Here is a 19,182-nt window from a genome sequence, read left to right as displayed (position 1 = left end):
ATGCTTGTCCGTAACCTGACCCTCTCCCTGCTCGCGGCCACGGCCCTGAGCGCCTGCACCCTGGCGCCCAAGACCGTGCGTCCGGCCCTGGCGGTCGACAACGCCTGGCCGATCGCCCAGGCCAACGGTTCGGCGACCTCCGCCGCCGACCTGGCCTGGCGCGAGGTGTTCATCGATCCGCGCCTGCAAGGGGTGATCGACCTGGCGCTGAGCAACAACCGCGACCTGCGCGTGGCGGTGCTGAACATCGAGCGGGCCCGCGCCCAGTACCGCATCCAGCGCGCGGCCCTCGTGCCGGGCGTCGACGCCACGGCGACCGGCGCGCGAGGCCAGAACTCGGCCGCCCAGACCCAGCCGGGCGTCTCGCGCGACGTCGAGGCCTACACCGCAGGCGTGGGCGTCACGGCCTGGGAGCTGGACCTGTTCGGACGGGTCCGCAGCCTCAAGGACGCGGCTCTGCAGAGCTACCTGTCCACCCGCGAGACCAGCCGCTCGGTGCAGATCAGCCTGATCGCCCAGACCGCCAACAGCTGGCTGGCCCTGGCCGCCGACCAGGACCTGCTGGCCCTGGCCCAGGAGACCCTGCGCACGCGGGAAGAGTCGCTGAAGCTGATCCGCAGCCGCTTCGACGCCGGCGCGGCCAACCAGCTGGACCTTCGCCAGGCCGAGACCCTGGCCGAGACCGCTCGCTCGGACGTGGCGACCTATGTCGCCCAGGTCGAGCAGGACAAGAACGCCCTGCGGCTGGTGGTCGGCGCCGACGTGCCCGCCGACCTGCTGCCGGCCGGCGGCCTGGTCACCGCCCAGATCCTGCCGGACCTGCCGCCCGGCATCCCGTCCGACGTGCTGACCCGCCGCCCCGACGTGCTGGCCGCCGAACATGACCTGGCCGGCGCCAACGCCAATATCGGCGCGGCGCGGGCGGCGTTCTTCCCGAGCATCAGCCTGACGGCCTCGACCGGTGTGGCCAGCGGCTCGCTGAGCAGCCTGTTCGACAGCGGCAACGGGACCTGGAGCTTTGCCCCGCGCATCAGCCTGCCGATCTTCGCCGGCGGGGCCAATGTCGCCAATCTCGACAGCGCCAAGGCCAGCCGCGACATCGCGGTGGCCAACTATGAGAAGGCGGTGCAGACCGCGTTCCGCGAGGTCTCCGACGGCTTGGCCGTGCAGTCGACGATCCAGGACCGGGTCGGCTCGCAGGAGCGCCTGGTCGCCGCCGCCAACGACTCGGTCCGCCTGTCGCGGGCTCGGTATGGGGCGGGGATCGACAGCTCCCTGACCCTGCTGGACGCCCAGCGAACGCTCTACACCGCCCAGCAGGGCCTGATCGGCGCTCGCCTGGCGCGGGCCACCAACCTGGCCACGCTATACAAGTCGCTCGGCGGCGGCGCTCCCGCCGCCCGCTGAGCTGCACCGATCCCCCGACCCCAGCGGGGGAGTGCTAGCGGCGTCGCCCCCCGACGCCGTCAAGCCGGAAGGGGCGCGCTCCCCCCAGATCCCGCGCGCCCCTTCCAACCTTGGGGTTGGAACCTTCGCCCTTTATTCAGCCGTCATTCCAGCCCTTGTGGCGGGAACCCCTGGTTCAGCTGACGGCGCAAGATCGCTTGGCGCGCCAGCGCGCCGCACCACTGCACCTGCGGCGGACAGAGCCTTCCCGCCACAAGGGCGGGAATGACGGTCGAGAGGGGAGCGCGCCGAAGTCGAAACCTCTCACCGTTCGCGTCGCCACGCCGAGATCGGGACCGAGCCGTCGGCGCGCGGCGTCGGCACCTGGTAGCTGAGGCTATCGGCGGTCAGAACGTACTTGCGGCGCTGCTCGGTCCCCTCCCAGTTCGGGAACGACGCCCCCTCGATCCGGAAGACCAACACATGGGCGGCCGTGTCGACCGCCACGGTCCCGTAGTGGGTGGATGACCCCATCGCCGCGCTGGCGAGCTCGTCTGGCGTGGCCGTCGCCTTGTCGCCCGAGGCGACGCGCAGACGCTCGCCGCTGAAGATCTGCAGGCTGTAGCGCCCTTGGCCGTCGATGATCAGCCGCCCTTTCGGATGGACGCCGTAGTCGCGGCTGCGCGACCCGTCGGGCGCCAGGCGATCGGCCGCCGTCAGGGCCCAGGTTCCGGCCAGCGGGGGCTCGGCGGCCGTGGCGGTGGTGGCCAGCAGCGTTGTCGCCAGGGCCGCGCTCGCGCCCAGACCTCGCCTATGGATCAGGTTCATGTCGCCTCCAGTTTGTAACCTATTTATCAGGTTATCTTGCCGATCCTTCGCGAAACACTGTAACCTGTCAATCTGGTTTGGAGTGCGCGATGGCGGTGAAGGCGGAGATCCGCGACGGCTTCAAGTTTCGCGGCGGCAGCCCGGCGCTGGATCTGGCGGCGACCGTGGTCGGCCGCCTGGGCGCGACGCCGCGCGACCTGCTGGCCACGTCCGCCGATCTTGACCGCTGGCTGGTGGCGGCGGAACTGGCCGAAGGCCCGCCTGGCTCCACCGAGGGCAATCTGGTCCAGGCCCGGTCGCTGCGCGAGGCGCTCTACCGCCTGGGCCTGTCGCGGGCGCAGGGCGTCGCCCTGCCCGACGTCGACCGCGACCTGCTCAACGGCTACGCCGCCCTGCCCGCCGCGTCCCTGCAGCTGGACACGGACGGCCGCGCCCGCCTGTCCGGGGATGTCCGCGGCCTGCTGGCCGAGTTGGCCCGCGAGGGCGTGTCGCTGCTGGGCGGCGACTTTTGGCACCGCATCCGCCAATGCGAAGGCCCGCCCTGCGCGGTGCTGTTCGTCGACACCTCGCGCAAGGGCGACCGCCGCTGGTGCTCGATGAGCGCGTGCGGCAACAAGGCCAAGGTGGCGGAGTGGCGCAAGCGGGAGCGGGGGTGACACCGTGCGTCCTTCGAGGCCCGCTACGCGGGCGCCTCAGGATGAGGAAATCAGAGCCAACCCACGTTCCTCATCCTGAGGTGCGAGCCGAAGGCGAGCCTCGAAGGACGCACCGCCTCACAACGGCAGCTGCACCGTACTCTTGACCTCTTCCAGCACCGCATAGGTGCGCGTCTCGCGCACGCCCGGCATCTTCACCAGGATGTCGCCGAGGAATCCGCGATAGGCCTCCATGTCGCGCACCCGGGCCTTGATCAGGTAGTCGAACCCGCCGGCCACCATGTGGCACTCCAGGATCTCGGGCGCGCGACGCACGGCGGCGGCGAAGTCCTCGAACACCTCGCCGGTCGTGCGGTCCAGCACCACCTCGACGAAGATCAGCAGGGCGCGATCGACCTTGGCCGGGTCGAGCAGGGCCGCGTAGCCGGTGATGAAGCCCCGCTCGCGCAACCGCCGCACCCGATCGAAGGTGGCGGCCGGCGACAGGTTGCAGCGCTTGGCCAGCTCGGCGTTGGTGATGCGGCCGTCGGCCTGCAGAACCCGCAAAAGCCGGCGATCGGTGTCGTCCAGAGCAGACATCGCCATTTCCCCTTCCAGCCGAAGATAGTTCGGAATTTCATACCAACAAACAAAGCACCTTCGCCATACCCCGGCCTATACCCTCGATCGTCCTAGCGAGCTTGGCCGCCACTCCCCCCGGCGCCCTGGCGGACTCGGACCGACCTCCGCCTTCCCCTCGGCGGAGCGCAGACATGGCGCCCTCTCCCCCGTCGGCGCCGTGTGAGAGCGGAAGGGGCGCGCGACCTCCCCCCGTATCGCGTCCCTTCCCACCTCTCCCCTTCCCGATCATGCTCTGGCCTGACGTCGGCGCTCGGTGCCCGGCCCTCGTCCTTCGACAAGCTCAGGATGAGGACCGTTGCAGGCCCGAGCGCTGGAAAGACCTCATCCTGAGCCTGTCGAAGGACGAGGTTTTCGCCTCGGAGGGGCGTGGATTTCGTGACAGGCTGACGCAGCCTCGGAGCGAATAGCGATACTGGGCGCTTTCGCCGAAGATCGTACAGTCTGGACGCACAACAAACGAAGCACCTTCGAACAATCCAGGGATATAGCGACGATATCCACCAACGAGGCGACCATGACCGATTGGGACTCCCTGGACGACGGCAAGTATCGTGACGAGGCGGCGGTGATCGCCGATCTGCTGGCCGCCCAGCCCCTGAGCGGCGAAGACCGCGCCGCGGTTCGCGCCGAGGCCGAGGCCCTGGTTCGCGGCGCCCGCCGCAGCGTCCGCAAGCAGGGCGTGGTCGAAAGCTTCCTGCAGGAGTTCAGCCTCGGCACCCGCGAAGGCCTGGCCCTGATGTGCCTGGCCGAGGCCCTGCTGCGCACGCCCGACGACGACACCCGCGACAAGCTGATCGCCGAGAAGATCGGTTCGGCCGACTGGGCCAGCCACCTGGGCGGCAGCGACAGCCTGTTCGTCAACGCCTCGACCTGGGGCCTGATGCTGACCGGCAAGATCGTCGAGCCGGACGACCAGGCCCAGAAGGACCTGCCGGCGTTTATCAAAAAGATCGCCGGCCGCCTGGGCGAGCCGGTCATCCGCGCCGCCGTCGGCCAGGCCATCCGCATCATGGGCGAGCAGTTCGTGCTGGGCCGCACCATCGAGGCGGCCATCAAGCGCGCCGCCGGCGACGGCGACATCTGCAGCTTCGATATGCTGGGCGAAGGCGCCCGCACCGCCGCCGACGCCGCCCGCTACGAGAAGGCCTATGCCGACGCGATTCAGACGGTCGGCAAGCTGTCGAACAAGGCAGGTCCGGAAGCCGGTCACGGCGTGTCGGTCAAGCTGTCGGCCCTGACGCCGCGCTACGAAGCCACGCAGGAAGCCCGCGTCTGGGACGAGCTCTATCCGCGCGTCCTGCGCCTGGCCAAGATCGCCGCCAAGCACGACTTGAATTTCACCATCGACGCCGAAGAAGCGGACAGACTTGCGCTGTCGCTGAAGCTGCTGGACCGGCTGTGCCGCGAACCCGAGCTGGGCGCATGGACGGGCCTCGGCCTGGCCGTCCAGGCCTACCAGAAACGCTGCCCCGAGGTGATCGCCCGCCTGACCGCCCTGTCCAAGGAAACCGGCCGCCGCCTGATGGTCCGCCTGGTCAAGGGCGCCTACTGGGACAGCGAGATCAAGCGCGCCCAGGTCGCCGGCCGGCCGGACTATCCGGTCTACACCACCAAGCCGGCGACGGACCTGTCGTACCTGGTCTGCGCCAAGGCCCTGATCGCGGCCGCCCCGCACCTCTACGCCCAGTTCGCCACCCACAACGCCCACACCCTGGCGGCCGTGGTGCGGATGTCGAAGAACGCCGGCGTCAGGATCGAGCACCAGCGCCTGCACGGCATGGGCGAGGCGCTCTACAAGGCCGCCGACGACCTCTATGACGGCGTCACCTTGCGGGCCTACGCCCCGGTCGGCGGCCACGAGGACCTGCTGCCCTACCTGGTCCGCCGCCTGCTGGAGAACGGCGCCAACACCAGCTTCGTCCACGCCCTGCTCGACGAGCGGGTGCCGGTCGAGAGGGTGGTGGTCGATCCGATCACCGCCGTCGAGGCCCATCCCGACCGCCACGCCAAGATCCCGACGCCGATCGACGTCTATGGCCCGCGCCGCAGGAACAGCGCCGGCCTGGACCTGTCGACCAAGGCCGACCGCGACCGCCTGGCCGCCCATGTGGCCGAACTGGACAAGCTGACCCTGTCGGCCGGCCCGCTGGTCGGCGGCAAGCTGACGGCCGGCGCTCCGCCAATGCCGGTGCAGAGCCCGACCGACCACGAGCGTGTGGTCGGGGTGGTGTCCGAGGCCCAGCTGCCGCAGATCGACCAGGCGTTCAAGCTGGCCCGCGCCGCCCAGCCCGCCTGGGATCAGGCCGGCGGCCCGGCCCGCGCCGAGGTGCTGCGCGCCATGGGCGACGCCTTGGAGGCCAATATCGAGCGCCTGTGCGCCATCCTCTCGCGCGAGGCCGGCAAGACCCTGCCCGACGCCATCGCCGAGGTGCGCGAGGCCGTCGACTTCTGCCGCTACTACGCCAAGCTGGCCGAAGAACAGTTCGGCCTCGCCGGCGAGGTCCTGACCGGCCCGGTCGGCGAAACCAACAGCCTACGCCTGGCCGGGCGCGGCGTCTTCGTCTGCATCAGCCCATGGAACTTCCCCCTGGCCATCTTCACCGGCCAGGTCGCCGCGGCCCTGGCCGCCGGCAACGCGGTTCTGGCCAAGCCGGCCGAACAGACCCCGCTGATCGCCTATGAGGCGGTGAAGCTGTACCACGCCGCTGGCCTGGACCATCGCCTGCTGGCCCTGCTGCCAGGACGCGGCGAGACCGTCGGCGCGGCCCTGACCGCCCACGAGGGCTTGGACGGCGTGGCCTTCACCGGCGGCACCGACACCGCCTGGCGGATCAACCAGACCCTTGCGCAACGCCAAGGGCCCATCGTGCCGTTCATCGCCGAGACCGGCGGCCTCAACGGCATGTTCGTCGACACCACCGCCCAGCGCGAGCAGGTGATCGACGATGTGATCCTGTCGGCCTTCGGCAGCGCCGGCCAGCGCTGCTCGGCCCTGCGCCTGCTGTTCCTGCCGCACGACACCGCCGACCATGTCATCGAGGGCCTGAAGGGCGCGATGGACGCCCTGGTCCTGGGCGACCCGGCCCAGGCCGTCACCGACGTGGGCCCGGTCATCGACGCTGACGCCAAGGCCGCGCTGGATCAGCACCTGGTCCGCCTGAACCGCGAGGCCAAGGTGCTGCACCAGCTGACGGCGCCGGAAACGGGCACGTTCTTCGCCCCGGTGCTGGCCGAGATCCCGACCGCCGACTTCCTGGAGCGCGAGGTGTTCGGCCCGGTGCTGCACGTGGTGCGCTACCGGCCCGAAGACCTGGAACAGGTCGCCGGCGCCCTGGCGGCCCGCCGCTACGGCCTGACCCTGGGCGTCCACTCGCGGATCGAGAGCTTCGCGGCCGACGTCCAGCGGCTGGTCCCGGCCGGCAACTGCTACGTCAACCGCTCGATGACCGGCGCCGTGGTCGGCGTCCAGCCGTTCGGCGGCGAGGGCCTGTCGGGCACGGGCCCCAAGGCCGGCGGTCCGCACGCCCTGATGCGCTACGCGGTCGAGCGGGCGCTCAGCATCAACATCACCGCCCAGGGCGGGGACCCGACGCTGCTGAATCTGTAGGCGACCGCCCTCCAAATCCTTCTCCCCTTGCGGGAGAAGGTGTCGGCGAAGCCGACGGATGAGCAACCATGTTGATCAGGCGTGGCGAACCCAGGGCTGCTGTCGCTTGAGGACGAGGTTTGCGGCTTCGACGAGTTTTCGCATGACGGCGACGATGGCGACCTTGGGCGGTTTGCCGGCGGCCAGGAGGCGATCGGCGAAGATCTTGAAGGCGGCATCGAAGCGCTTGGCGGCGATGGCGGCCAGATAGAGCATGCGGCGAGGTCGGCTTCGACCGCCGCCGATGAAGCTCTGGCCCTTCCATTGGCCCGACTGGCGGTCGAAGGGAGCCACGCCCAGCAGGCTGGCGGGCTGGCCGCGCTTGAGGGCGCCCAGCTCGGGCATGCGGATCACCAGGCTGGCGGCCACCAGCGGCCCGACACCTGGCAGAGACCGCAGCAGCGTCCAGCGGGCCAGAAGGTCGGGCCAGGCCTTGAGCGCGGCCAGGATCTCGCGCGCCAGCCGGGCCTTCAGCCGCGCCAGGCTCTGGATCTGCTCGCCCAGGCTGGCGGCCAGATCGGGCAGGGTCACATGCTCCATGAAGGTCTTCAGCTGGGCGGCCTGGTCGCTGATCTGCTCGTAGGCCGTCAGGCGTTCGGCCAGATGGGCCAGGCGCGGGTCCTGGGCCGCCCGCACCGTGTCCACCTGCGCCGTCGCCGCCGCGATCAGCGCCGCATCCAGCCGGTCGGTCTTGGCCCGCCGCCGCTTGAGGCGCGCGAACAGCTTCACCTCCAGCGGCTGGTGCACCACCACCTCCAGCCCCGCCGCCTCAAGTCTGGCCCGCACGCCGCGCTCGTAGCCCGCCGTCGCCTCCAGCCCCACGCGTCTGACGCCGCGTTCCGCCAGCCAGGCGATCAGCCCTTCCCAGCCCGCTGCGTCGTTGGCCACCCGATGCTGCTCGGCCCTGCCGAGCACGGCCGCATCCAACTGGCGCTTGCCCACATCGATCCCGGCGATCGTTGTGCTAGACTTGTTCCTATCCATCGATCCCATCCTTGTGGCTCCGGACCCATACGTCCCTGCAACCATCCGGGTCATGGATATGCCAGCGGCGACCAAGCTCACCCGCAGCGCCAAAACGCTCAGGGGTTATCGGTCCCTCCGCCGGCGGTCCGCCTGGTGCTGAGAACACCAGGCGGACGTCCCGGAAGACACCAGCAGCTTACCGCTTCTCCAACAGACAAGGGGTCGAAAGCCCTATCCGGATAGGTCTGAGAGACCCCTCACCCGACCTCGCTCCGCGAGGCCCCCCTCTCCCGCAAGGGGAGAGGGACCTAGCTCGCGGCCAGCGACGCCGCCTTGAACACCGCCAGCTGTTCGGCGAAGGCGCGCTGGTAGGCGGGACGGGCCTCGGCGCGGGCGACATAGGCGGCGAGGTTGGGGTATTCGTCCAGCAGGCCGTGGCCCCTGAGCCGCAGCAGCACCGAGGCCATCATCAGGTCGGCGGCGCTGAACGCGCCGTCCAGCCAATCGGCGTCGCCGAGACGGTCGGAGAGCTCGCCCAGTCGCGCGCGGATGCGGTCGTGGACCATGGCCAGGCGCTCCTCGTACCAGCTCTTGTCGCGCTCGGTGAACATGACGAACTGCAGTTCGACGATCGACTGCTCGACCGTGCTGAGCGAGGCGAACATCCAGGTGACCGCCCGCGCCCGGGCATCCGGGTCGTCCGGCAACAGCCCCGCGCGGGTCTGGGCGATGTGGAGCACGATGCCGCCGGATTCGAACAGCACCAGGTCGCCTTCCTCGTAGGTCGGGATCTGGCCGAAGGGGTGAAGCGCCCGGTGCGCCGGCTGCTTCATCTCGGCGAACGTGACGAGGCGGACGTCATAGGGCTGGCCGACCTCCTCGAGCGCCCAGCGCACGCGCATGTCGCGCGCCAGGCCCTGGCCGCGATCGGGCGAGGTCTTGAAGGCGGTGATGGTGGGCTTCGTGACACTGTTCATGGCGATGATCTCCCGATCGCTTGTTTCCCACCGAGGACGCATCACCCACGCCCCGCCCGACAAGACACCCTAGCTTTTTCGCAGAGCCGCGACCTCATCGGCCAGCGGAACGAGGGCGACCATTCTGAAAGTGAATTTATTTAATCCTTCCCTCAGGCCGCCGCTTCCCCTTAGGTTGCACAAAACACGGGGAGTGAAACATGCTGTCGAGACGCCGCCTGCTGGTCGCCGGAGCCGCCGCCATGGCCGCGGGCGGAGCCGCCGCCGAGACCGCCAAGTTCTCGTCGGGCTTCGTCGCCGTCAAGGATGGTCACCTGAGTCTGGACGGCAAGCCCTACCGCTTCGTCGGCGCGAACCTCTGGTACGGCGCCTGGCTGGGTTCGCCCGGCGTATCGGGCGACCGCGCCCGGCTGGGGCGCGAACTGGACCGGCTAAAGGCTCTCGGTGTCACCAATCTGCGCATCCTGGGCGCGGGCGAGACCTCCCCCGCCAAGGTGGCGATCTCCCCCACCTTCCGCGGCCCGGGCAAGGATTACGACCAGAACCTCCTCAAGGGCCTGGACGTGGTGCTGGCCGAGATGGCCAAGCGCGGCATGAAGGCGGTGATCTACGTCAACAACTTCTGGGACTGGTCGGGCGGCATGCCGGCCTATCTGCGCTGGACCGGCAACGGCGAGTGGTTCCAGCAGGGCGACCCCGCCCATCCCTGGCCCGAATTCGCCGACTATTCCGCGCGCTTCTACGGCGACGCCAAGGCCCAGGACCTGTTTCGCCACTATCTGCGCGCCCTGGTCGGCCGGGTCAGCAGCGTGACCGGCAAGCCCTATCGCGACGATCCCACGATCATGGCCTGGCAGTTGGCCAACGAGCCGCGGCCGGGCGGCAGCGAGGCGTTCGGCGTTCCCAACCTGCCCACCTACTACCGCTGGATCGCCGAGACCTCGGCCCTGATCAAGGCGCTGGACCCGCGCCACCTGGTCACCACTGGCAGTGAAGGGGCCATGGGCTGCCTGCAGCGCGAGGCCTGTGTGGTCGAGGCCCACAAGCCGGCCAGCATCGACTACCTGACCCTGCACGTCTGGCCCAACAACTGGGGCTGGATCGATCCGAAGAACCAGCCGGCGACCTATGCGGCCGGCGAAGCCAAGTGCCGCGACTACGTGACCCGCCACATCGCCATCGCCAAGGGGCTGGGCAAGCCGCTGGTGATCGAGGAGTTCGGCCTGATCCGTGAGGACCGCGCCTTCACGCCGGGCGGCCCGACCACCCACCGCGACCGGTTCTACAGGATGATGTTCGGCCTGGTCGAAGCCGACATGAAGGCCGGCGGCCCGTTGGCGGGCACCAACTTCTGGGCCTGGAACGGCGAGGGCCGCGCCCAGCATGCCGACGCCTGGTTCAAGATGGGCGATCGCGCCTATGTCGGCGACCCGCCGCAGGAGGAGCAGGGCCTGTTCGGCGTGTTCGACGCCGACGCCTCGACCCTGGCCGTGGTGCGGGAACACGCAAAGGCGGTGGCGGCGATCTAGAAGCCGTCCCCGGGAAGGCCGCCCTAGCAGCCTGGCCCCGCCCCCAGCGGCAGGCAGCGGCCATCCACGTCCGCGGGGACCGGCACGCCGGTGACCGCCGCGAGGGTCGGAGCGATGTCGACGGTCTCGATCGGCAGCACGCGCTCGCGCGCCGGGCCGCCTTTCCACCAGAACAGGATCGGCACCCGGCGGTCGTAGTTCCATGGGCTGCCGTGGCTGGCCACGTAGGTCGCGCCGGCCGAGGCCGGGGTCTGGTAGGGCTGGAAGGCCACCAGGATGTCGCCCACCCGGCCGGGATAGGCGCTGCGGCGCATGCGCTCGGCGACGCTGATCTCGTCCGGCGGCGTTCCCTTGGGGGGCGGGGCGGCGGTGACCAGGGCGCCGGCATCGTAGGCCGCGAACACCTCGGGCCGCTTGGCGAGAATGGCGAGGGCGGCGGCGGTGATCCGGGCGTGATCGACGGCGGTCGGCGCCTTGCCGTCGGCCCCGACCACGTACAGCGACTCGATCCCGCCGGCCTGGACCAGCGGATCGTAGGCCAGCTGCAGTTGCCCGCGCACGGCGGCGTTGAGATCCTTCAACCACTGGACCGGCGGCACTCGGCCGGCGTCATAGCCCTGCTGGGCCAGGCGCTCGGGGAAATCCGACCCGCCATGGTCGGCGGCCAGCACGACCAACACCTGGCCCTTGACCTTGTCCAGGCTGTCGAGGAACACGCCCAGCCGGTCGTCCAGCCGCATCAGGTGGTCGCACATCTCCGGCCCCTTGGACCCGAAGCGGTGGCCGATGAAGTCCGTGGCCGACAGGCTGATGGCCAGGACGTCGGTCGCGTCGCCGTCGCCCAGCTTGAACTGGTCGCGCAGCATCTGGGCGGCGTCCAGGATCACGCGGTCGGTGTAGGGGCTGACCGACAGGTCATCGGTCGCCGCGGCGGCGTCCTTCGGAGCCGGCCGCGGCAGGGCGGCGCGCCAGGCTCGGCCGCCGGTGACGTAGTCGTCCTCCAGGGTCGCGCAGCGCTTGTCGCCATAGGTCCAGGTGAACGGGTGCGTCTTCTGGTCGGCGACGAGCCGGGCGTTGAACGCCGCCACCGGCGCCAGCCGGGCCTTGGCGTCCTGGCCAGGCTCGACCCAGGTGGTCATGCCAAACCGCGTCTCCAGCCAGAACACCCCGTCGGCGTGGTGACCGGCCATGTTGATCGCCCCGCGGTCCTTGCCCGACACCGCATAGACCCGGCTCGCCGGCGAGACCGCCTTCAGCCAGTCGCCATAGGTATCGGCCATCAGTAGCTTCGGGCTGACCAGCCGGCCGCCGCCGGACGGCTCGTTGGCCAAGGTCACCGACGGGTCGGCCAGGCAATAGGTCTTCTGGCCGGTCGTCAGGTCGTAGAAGTCGTTGGCGACGATGCCGGTTTTGTTGGGCGACTTGCCGGTCAGCAGGGTGGAGTGGCCGGGGCAGGTCTCGGTCATGCCGTGCGACTGGTAGCCGCTGGGATAGACCGTGCCCTGCCGCGCCAGCCGCCCCAGGCCGCCGTGGAAGTCGGCGCGGTACTGCTCGAACAGGCTGGCGCCGAACTGGTCGATCGAGATCACCACCACCAGCTTGGGCCTGGGCGCCTGGGCCGGCGCGGCGAGAGCTGGCGAAAGGGGTGCGGCGAGGACGGCGGCGGTCAGGCGCGCCACGGCGACGGATTTGGACAAGCTGAACATGGCCGCCACCAAGCACCGTCACAAAACCGTCGCAAGCCGAAATCGACCGCGCGGCGTTCGCTCGACCGGCCAGCGAGCACTTGCCCCGGCCGGGGGCGAATTCCTCGTCCTTCGACAGGCTCAGGATGAGGAATTCAATTCAACCGCTCTGAACGTAGACCTCATCTTGAGCCTGTCGAAGGACGAGGGCGGCTCCTCGGCGGCGGTCGTTCAACAGCCCACAGCACCTACACCGGAACGTGGCTGACGAACTCGATCAGCCGCCCGTCCGGGTCGTGGGCGAAGCCGGCATAGTAGTGCGGGTGGATCTGCGGCAGCACGGCCGGGGCGCGCTCCCGCACGCCGCCATGCTGGCCGGAACGGGCGTAGGCCCGGTCGACGGCGGCGCGGTCGGCGGCCAGGAAGGCGTAGTGCACGTCGACCGACGGCTCGCCCTCGACGATCCAGAAATCGAGGCGCCCGCCGTTCGAGCCGAAGCCCTTCTTGGGGCCGTCGACGACCAGGCGATAGCCGGTGGGTTCCAGGACCTGGCGGTAGAAGGCTGCGCAGTCGTCCAGGCGGCGGGTGCGGATTTCCAGGTGATCGAGCAAGGGAGCGACCTTTCAGGGGAGCGAAACGACGCCGTGACGTGTAGCCGCGCGATTGCGGCGTTTGGCGGCGAAGATCGGCGGCTCAACGCGGAAATTCGGCGCTCCGAGGCGTGGATCTGGCGTAGGCTGAACCCCATGAAACTCGACCGCTTCGATCGCCAGCTGCTGAACCTGGTCCAGGAGGATGCGGGTCGCACCTCCGAGGACCTAGCCCAGCGGGTGGCGCTGTCGCCTTCTGCCGTGCAGCGCCGCCTGCGCAAGCTGAAGGAAGCCGGCGTCATTACCCGCCACACGGCCGTGCTGGAACCGCGCAAGGTGGGGCGGCCGACCTTCTTCATCGTCTCGCTGGAGATCGAGCGCGACCGGCCCGAACTGCTGACCCAGCTGCGCGCCTGGCTGGCCGCCCAGGAGCACGTGCAGCAGGCCTTCTACGTGACCGGCGAGGCCGACTTCGTCCTGGTGGTCACCGCGCCCGACACCGAGACCTACGACGCCCTGATGGCCCGGCTGGCCACCGAGAACCCCAATGTGCGCAAGTTCACCACCAACGTGGCCCTGGGCGTGGTCAAGCGCGGACTGACGATTCCGGTGCCGCTGGAAGAGATGGACTAGGACGGCGGGCGCGTCGCTGGGATGGCGGCCATAGATGGTTTTCGGTCTTCGCCAGCCATTCTCGGGAGAGCTCGAGCGCACGTGCAGGTCGCGCTTGCATTCCACGACCGGCCCTGTGTTCTCTAAGCTCAGCCGGTCTCGAAATCCCGGACGACATGGCGGCGGAGCGGGGCGAAACATGGGTAGCCAGACAACCGATCGTCAGTTCGCCGGGTCGAAGCGCTTGGCCGAGGTCGCCATGGGCTGTTTCGGCTATTTCATCGTGATGCTTGTCCTGCTGCATGGTCTTCGGCCGGACTACACGCCCGTCGACCATATGATCAGCGACTATGCGGTCGGGCGTCTTGGCTGGATCATGACGACGGCCTTCGTGGCGCTGGCCGTAGGCTGCCTGACGCTCGGATTGGGAATGGCCCTGGCCGGCCCCAGATCCTTGCCGGGTCGCGCCGCGGTGCTGCTCCTGTGGGTCGCCACGCTCGGCCTGTTGGTGACGGCGATCTTTCCAACCGATCTCGAGACGGCGGCCACCACAACGACGGGCAACATTCACACCGCCAGTTTCCTGGTCAACGTGACCAGCCTCATCCTGTGCTCGTTGCTTTTCGCCATCGGTTTTCATCGAAGCGAGGATTGGCGCGGCTATCGTTGGATCGGGTCGGCCATGGCGATCGTGGTGCTCGGGGCGTTCATCGCCCAGTTCCTGACCCTGCACCGGGGCGCGCCCTACGGCCTGACGAACCGTCTCTTCGTCGCCGTGCTGATGATCTGGTTCCTGGCGACCGCCAGGCAACTCCGTCGCGTCTCCCTTCAACGACAAGGCCCCATTGCGCCCAATGCGTAGTGGGACGGACTGATCGTTCGCTCAGGGTGGATGTCGGACAGGCGCAGCCAGTCTATAGGCGCCTTCTTCCGAACGATTATTTGGCCTCATCGATCTTGAAGCGGATCATCATCCACGAGCCGCGAAAGATGGTGTATTCACCGGACAATGGATGTCGCACAATCTGCGAACCTTCTTCAGAAATTAGGTCACCGGTGAAGACAAAATTTCCATTACCCAATATCTGCATGTTCATGTTTTCAAAACGAAGCGGGGTGAAATCGGCCCGTGAAAACATCGCTGATCGTGGATCATTGGACCATTGGCTTAGAAGTTCTTCGCTGGCGCCTTGAACCCGAGCGCGGCCGACTTTCCTAATCCAATTCTTTCTTAGATCCGCTTCGAATGTCGGACTCTTTGGGTCTGTCGCTGCGAAGGCGTCGAAGAGGCAACCCAGCGCGCGTGTCATCGTCCCTCTGGGCGTGAAATTCATCGCGGGTTTGCAAGACGGCTCGACGGTTCCAATCGGGTAGACGTCGACGGGCGCCGCTCCAGCCATCGCCAAAGCCGCCCCAAGGGCCAATAACATCAACAACTCCCTGGATGATCTAACCGAAACTTAGCCACAGAGTGCGCTCACGCAAAGGGCGTGCTCAACCCCCAGGACGTTACTGTCTGATCGTCCGCTATCGGGGGGGCCTTGGACCGTGGCCCTGAGCCGAACGTCGGGCCGCCGTCCAAACGGCGCCCTGGCGCGAAGACCAAGGCCCCGCACCGGGGCACGCGCCACGTCAGCGCTTGAGTGTCTTCTCCAGCGCCTTGGCCGCCACGCCCGGCGAGACCTTCCCCGTATCCCGATCCACCGAATAGTTGGCCTTCTGCATGGCCTCGACCGTGATCGCCCCGTCCAGCCCGTCCAGCGCCTTGCGTAGTCGTGCGTCCTCCGCCCTCCCCGGGGCGATCAGCAGCACCGCGTCGTAGGGCGGCAGAGCGCCCTTCGGGTCGCCCAGCACCACCAGGTCGTCGGCGGCGATGCGGCCGTCGCTGGAGAAGGCCGAGATCACGTCGGCCTCGCCCGAGCCCAGGGCGCGGTACATGAAGGTGGGCTGGAACTGCCGCCTGGCCTTGAAGCGCAGACCATAGGTCGTCTCGACGCTGGTCCATTCCGGACGCGAGAAGAACTCCAGGTCGCCGCCCATGGTCAGCTGCGGGGCCTTGGCGGCCAGATCGGCCAGGGTCCGGATCCCCAGGGCCTGGGCCCGGTCGCGGCGCATGGCCAGGGCGTAGGCGTTCTCGAAGCCGAGCGGGGCCAGCAACACCACGCCGTCGCGGCGCTTCAGCTCGGTCCGAAGGCCAGCCAGCACGGCGGCCCGGCCGGGATTGTCCTTGCGGCCCAGGACGTTGGCCCACAGCGTCCCGGAATAGTCGACATAGGCGTCGATCTCGCCGGCGGCCAGCGCGCGGTAGGCGACCGCCGAACCGAGGTTGATCTTGCGCGTGACCTGCGCGCCCTGCCCTTCCAGCCGATCGGCCATCAGCTCGGCCAGGATGTACTGCTCGGAGAAGTTCTTGGCCCCGATCACGTAGCGGGTCGGACGGGGCGCCAGGTCCGCCGCAAGGGGGGCGAGGGCGACCGCCAGGCCGACGGCCAGACCGGCCAGGCCCGCGCCCCACAGCCGCCGGTCGCGTCGTTCGGTCCCGCGCTCGATCAGGCCCAGCAGCTGGTCGACGACCAGGGCCAGGACGGCCGAGGCGACGCAACCGGTCAGGACCATCGCCCAGTTCTCGGTCTGCAGGCCGGAGAAGATGTAGTCGCCCAGCGAGGTCTGGCCGACGGGGGTGGACAGGGTGGCCGCCCCGATGGTCCACACCGCCGCCGTGCGCACCCCGGCCATGATCACCGGCGCGGCCAGGGGCAGCTCCACCCGCCACAGCCGCTGGCGGTCGGTCATGCCCACGCCGCGCGCCGCCTCGACCACCGCCGGGTCGACGCCCGTCAGGCCGGTCACCGTGTTGCGCAGGATCGGCAGCATCGAATAGAGCGTCAGGGCCAACAGCGACGGCAGAAAGCCGAGCGCCGAAAACCCGTGGCCGAACGCGCCCTTGACCAGGTTCGAGAGTCCCAGCAGCAGCGGATAGAACAGCGCCAGCAGGGCCAGGCTGGGTATGGTCTGGACCAGGCCGGCCAGGGCTAGGGACGGCCAGCGCAGGCGCGGGCTACGGGCGGCCAGCACGCCCAGCGGCAAGGCGATCGCCAGGCCCAGGGCCAGGGCCGCCGCCGACAGCGCCACGTGCCAAGCCAGCCGTTCCGGCAGCAGGGACAGCAGGCCGCTATTCACCGGCGATCTCCCGCATCCGCGCGGCTTGGCGGCGGGGGGCCTGCATCAGCGCCTCGACCGCCGGGTCGGGGTGGCCGGCCAGCAGGTCCCGGGGCGTGTCGTCGGCGATCACTCGGCCCTGGCTCATCACCACGATCCGGTCGGCCAGCAGCACCGCCTCGGCGATGTCGTGGGTGACCATCACCGTGGTCAGGGACAGCTGGTCGTGCAGCCGCCGCACGTCGTCGGCCAGGGCCGTGCGGGTCACCGAGTCCAGGGCTCCGAACGGCTCGTCCATCAGCAGGATGGAGGGTCTGGCCGCCAGGGCGCGGGCGACGCCCACCCGCTGGCGCTGGCCGCCGGACAGGGCGGCGGGGCGGCGCACGGCGACCTCCCGGGGAAGGGCGACCAGGTCCAGCAGCTCGGCGGTCCGGGCGGCGATCGTCGCGGCGTCCCAGCCCAGCAGGGTCGGGACGATGCCGATGTTCTCGCCCACGCTCAGGTGCGGGAACAGGCCCACCTCCTGGAACACGTAGCCGATCCGCCGGCGCAGGGTGGGACCGTCCAGGTCGGTCGTCGCCGCGCCGTCGATCCGCACCTGCCCGTCGTCGGGCGCGACCAGGCCGTTGATGGTCTTGAGCAGGGTGGTCTTGCCCGCGCCCGATCCGCCGACCAGGGCGACGAACTGGCCCCTCGGGATGGAAAGGCTGGCGGGCTGCAGAACCGTCGCGCCGTCATAGGCCTTGCGCACCTGGTCCAGGACGATGGCGTCGGTCATGCGGCTCCCAGGCTGGTGAACGCGAAATCGCCAGGACAGGCTGTCGCAGGGGCGTCCTGTCACAGTCAGCCAGAACGCGCGGCGTGGGAAGCCTAATGCGACAGCTGATTCCCGGCGCGGTTCGCCGCCACGGGGAACGGCTCCAGGAGACCGACCATGACCCTCGACACGCTCGCCCTCGACCGCCGCTTCGAAGCCCGCGTCACCCCGGCCCAGCAGCGCGCCCGCGCCGACGGCCGCCTGCGCGAGGCCGTCTTGCTGATGGTGCTGCTGAACCTCCTGGTCTGGGGCGGCATGGTCGCCGCGACGCGCGGCCTGATCGACGTCCATCAACTGGCGGACCAGGCCTGGGCCCTGGGCGCCGGCTGGATCGCGGCGCTTCCCCAGGTGAGCGTCACGATCTCGCACTGAGCGCCGGCGCTCATCGGGTTGATGCGGGCGACCGTCCGCCCGGGTGAAAAGCCCCCGCCGCCTCACATCGCCGCGACGCGATCGAGATTGGCGATCAGCCGCTCGCGCAGCGTTTCCAGTTGCAGCGCCTCCGCTTCACTGAAGCACTTCCAGCGCCTCGGCGCTCCCAACCAGCAGCCCCGCCACGGCCTCTGTTGAGCGTGGAACGCGGCCGCTCATGACGGTAGCGGTAACAATCGCTTTACGCATGCGAATTGTCTGAGTAATGTCGCGCGCACATAACAGCGACCGGGGGGAATTGGGTGAAACGAAATCTGTCTCTCGCGCTTGCCTGCTGGGCGGCGCTCGCTGCAGGCGGCGCCCCATCGGTCGGTCAGTCGGCTGGTCCCGAGCCGGTCATCGTCAACCGGGGCAACCCGCTGTTCCGCGGCGTGTTCACCGCCGACCCCGCCCCGCTGGTCGTCGGCGACACGCTGTATCTCTACACCGGCCACGACGAGGCCCGGGGCGACGAGATGTTCACCATGCGCGACTGGCTGGTCTTTTCGATCAAGGACATGAAGACCTGGACGCCGCACGCTCCGATCATGAAGGCCACGGATTTCAAGTGGGCCAAGTCGGACGCCTGGGCGTCGCAGGCCATCGAGAAGAACGGCAAGTTCTACTTCTACGCCGCCGTCGCGCACGACGACAGTCATCCGGGCATGGCCATCGGCGTCGCCGTCTCGGACCGTCCAACCGGTCCGTTCACCGACGCGCGCGGATCGGCCCTGATCACCAACCAGATGACGCCCGAAGGCACGCACAGCTGGGAGGATATCGACCCCACCGTCTTCACCGACGATGATGGCGTGACCTGGATCGCCTGGGGCAATCGCGACTGCTACATCGCGAAACTCAAGGCCAACATGACGGAAATCGACGGCCCGATCCGCAAGATCACCCCGCCGCATTACGAGGAAGGCCCCTGGCTGCACAAGCGCGGCGATCTCTATTACCTCATCTATGCGTCGTTAGACCGCAAGACCCAGAGCGCCGAACACACCTCCTACGCCACCGCGACCTCGCTAAACGGTCCATGGACCTACCGCGGCGAACTGACCCAGTCGGCCAAGAACAGCTTCACGATCCATGCCGGGGTCGCCGAGTTCAAGGGCCAGGCGTACATCTTCCTGCACAATGCGACGCTTACGATCGGTGACCAGGGCGGCGCCGTCGGCCGCCGCGCCGTGACGGTCGAATACCTGCACTATAATCCGGACGGCACGCTCAAGCCCGTTGTCCAGACCGAGGCCGGCGTGTCCGTGCCGCCTCCGCCAGCCAATTAATCAGACAAAT

At 69.1% G+C, this 19,182-nt stretch carries 18 protein-coding genes; 9 read left to right on the top strand and 9 right to left on the bottom strand.

From position 1 onward, the window contains the following. Positions 1 to 1,407 (top strand): efflux transporter outer membrane subunit, encoded by a 1,407-nt coding sequence (locus G3M57_RS06315; RefSeq protein WP_163229485.1) that lies wholly within the window; start codon positions 1 to 3, stop codon positions 1,405 to 1,407. A gap of 303 nt (positions 1,408 to 1,710) precedes the next feature. On the opposite strand, the gene G3M57_RS06310 is transcribed toward G3M57_RS06315, so the two are convergent. After that, entirely contained in the window at positions 1,711 to 2,214 is a 504-nt protein-coding gene (locus G3M57_RS06310) for a lipocalin-like domain-containing protein (RefSeq protein ID WP_163229483.1), read from the bottom strand. Between the two features lie 89 nt (positions 2,215 to 2,303). Here G3M57_RS06310 and G3M57_RS06305 point away from each other — a divergent pair, with 89 nt between their 5' ends. Beyond that, the gene (locus G3M57_RS06305) at positions 2,304 to 2,870 is read left to right on the top strand and encodes a CGNR zinc finger domain-containing protein (protein ID WP_163229481.1); all 567 of its coding nucleotides are present in this window, start codon (positions 2,304 to 2,306) and stop codon (positions 2,868 to 2,870) included. A gap of 117 nt (positions 2,871 to 2,987) precedes the next feature. On the opposite strand, the gene G3M57_RS06300 is transcribed toward G3M57_RS06305, so the two are convergent. Further along, positions 2,988 to 3,455 carry an Lrp/AsnC ligand binding domain-containing protein gene (locus G3M57_RS06300; RefSeq protein ID WP_056762100.1) on the bottom strand — a complete coding sequence of 156 codons (468 nt, stop codon included), beginning with the start codon at positions 3,453 to 3,455 and terminating at the stop codon, positions 2,988 to 2,990. A gap of 529 nt (positions 3,456 to 3,984) precedes the next feature. Here G3M57_RS06300 and putA point away from each other — a divergent pair. Continuing rightward, complete coding sequence (gene putA / locus G3M57_RS06295) at positions 3,985 to 7,098, top strand: bifunctional proline dehydrogenase/L-glutamate gamma-semialdehyde dehydrogenase PutA (RefSeq protein ID WP_269141768.1); 3,114 nt, start codon at positions 3,985 to 3,987, stop codon at positions 7,096 to 7,098. A gap of 75 nt (positions 7,099 to 7,173) precedes the next feature. On the opposite strand, the gene G3M57_RS06290 is transcribed toward putA, so the two are convergent. Together G3M57_RS06290 and G3M57_RS06285 are read right to left on the bottom strand one after the other, a co-directional pair. Then, complete coding sequence (locus G3M57_RS06290) at positions 7,174 to 8,121, bottom strand: IS110 family RNA-guided transposase (RefSeq protein WP_163228532.1); 948 nt, start codon at positions 8,119 to 8,121, stop codon at positions 7,174 to 7,176. A gap of 290 nt (positions 8,122 to 8,411) precedes the next feature. After that, on the bottom strand, positions 8,412 to 9,080 hold the full coding sequence (locus G3M57_RS06285) for a glutathione S-transferase family protein (protein ID WP_163229477.1): 669 nt from the start codon (positions 9,078 to 9,080) through the stop codon (positions 8,412 to 8,414). Positions 9,081 to 9,280: 200 nt separating this feature from the next. Here G3M57_RS06285 and G3M57_RS06280 point away from each other — a divergent pair, with 200 nt between their 5' ends. After that, entirely contained in the window at positions 9,281 to 10,609 is a 1,329-nt protein-coding gene (locus G3M57_RS06280) for a glycoside hydrolase 5 family protein (RefSeq protein WP_163229475.1), read from the top strand. A gap of 23 nt (positions 10,610 to 10,632) precedes the next feature. On the opposite strand, the gene phoY is transcribed toward G3M57_RS06280, so the two are convergent. Next, entirely contained in the window at positions 10,633 to 12,315 is a 1,683-nt protein-coding gene (gene phoY, locus G3M57_RS06275) for an alkaline phosphatase PhoY (protein WP_163229473.1), read from the bottom strand. Between phoY and G3M57_RS06270 the strand changes: the two genes are divergently transcribed. Beyond that, entirely contained in the window at positions 12,314 to 12,562 is a 249-nt protein-coding gene (locus G3M57_RS06270) for a hypothetical protein (protein WP_163229471.1), read from the top strand. The genes phoY and G3M57_RS06270 overlap by 2 nt on opposite strands. Here G3M57_RS06270 and G3M57_RS06265 read toward each other — a convergent pair. Beyond that, positions 12,543 to 12,905, bottom strand: a complete 363-nt coding sequence (locus G3M57_RS06265) for a VOC family protein (RefSeq protein WP_056759182.1) — start codon at positions 12,903 to 12,905, stop codon at positions 12,543 to 12,545. The genes G3M57_RS06270 and G3M57_RS06265 overlap by 20 nt on opposite strands. Before the next feature lie 135 nt (positions 12,906 to 13,040). On the opposite strand from G3M57_RS06265, the gene G3M57_RS06260 reads away from it, so the two are divergent. Then, a complete protein-coding gene (locus tag G3M57_RS06260; protein ID WP_163229469.1) occupies positions 13,041 to 13,517 on the top strand; it encodes an Lrp/AsnC family transcriptional regulator in 477 nt (158 codons plus the stop codon). Between the two features lie 223 nt (positions 13,518 to 13,740). After that, positions 13,741 to 14,358: a DUF998 domain-containing protein gene (locus G3M57_RS06255; RefSeq protein ID WP_163229467.1), complete on the top strand. Its 618-nt coding sequence runs from the start codon at positions 13,741 to 13,743 to the stop codon at positions 14,356 to 14,358. Between the two features lie 76 nt (positions 14,359 to 14,434). Here the strand turns inward: G3M57_RS06255 and G3M57_RS06250 are convergent, their stop codons facing one another. The 3 genes from G3M57_RS06250 to G3M57_RS06240 all read right to left on the bottom strand — a co-directional run bounded on the left by G3M57_RS06250 (position 14,435) and on the right by G3M57_RS06240 (position 17,433). Continuing rightward, complete coding sequence (locus G3M57_RS06250) at positions 14,435 to 14,926, bottom strand: hypothetical protein (protein WP_163229465.1); 492 nt, start codon at positions 14,924 to 14,926, stop codon at positions 14,435 to 14,437. Positions 14,927 to 15,128: 202 nt separating this feature from the next. After that, the gene (locus tag G3M57_RS06245) at positions 15,129 to 16,676 is read right to left on the bottom strand and encodes a glycine betaine ABC transporter substrate-binding protein (protein ID WP_163229463.1); all 1,548 of its coding nucleotides are present in this window, start codon (positions 16,674 to 16,676) and stop codon (positions 15,129 to 15,131) included. Further along, the gene (locus G3M57_RS06240; protein ID WP_163229461.1) at positions 16,669 to 17,433 is read right to left on the bottom strand and encodes an ATP-binding cassette domain-containing protein; all 765 of its coding nucleotides are present in this window, start codon (positions 17,431 to 17,433) and stop codon (positions 16,669 to 16,671) included. The genes G3M57_RS06245 and G3M57_RS06240 overlap by 8 nt, the downstream gene beginning before the upstream one ends. 156 nt (positions 17,434 to 17,589) lie before the next feature. Between G3M57_RS06240 and G3M57_RS06235 the strand changes: the two genes are divergently transcribed. Beyond that, positions 17,590 to 17,844, top strand: a complete 255-nt coding sequence (locus G3M57_RS06235; RefSeq protein WP_163229459.1) for a hypothetical protein — start codon at positions 17,590 to 17,592, stop codon at positions 17,842 to 17,844. Between the two features lie 302 nt (positions 17,845 to 18,146). Further along, positions 18,147 to 19,172 carry a glycoside hydrolase family 43 protein gene (locus G3M57_RS06230; protein ID WP_230983965.1) on the top strand — a complete coding sequence of 342 codons (1,026 nt, stop codon included), beginning with the start codon at positions 18,147 to 18,149 and terminating at the stop codon, positions 19,170 to 19,172. Positions 19,173 to 19,182: the final 10 nt, after the last annotated feature.

Source organism: Caulobacter rhizosphaerae, assembly GCF_010977555.1.
GTDB classification, from domain to species: Bacteria; Pseudomonadota; Alphaproteobacteria; order Caulobacterales; family Caulobacteraceae; genus Caulobacter; species Caulobacter rhizosphaerae.
This window is presented reverse-complemented; position numbering and strand designations above follow the sequence as displayed.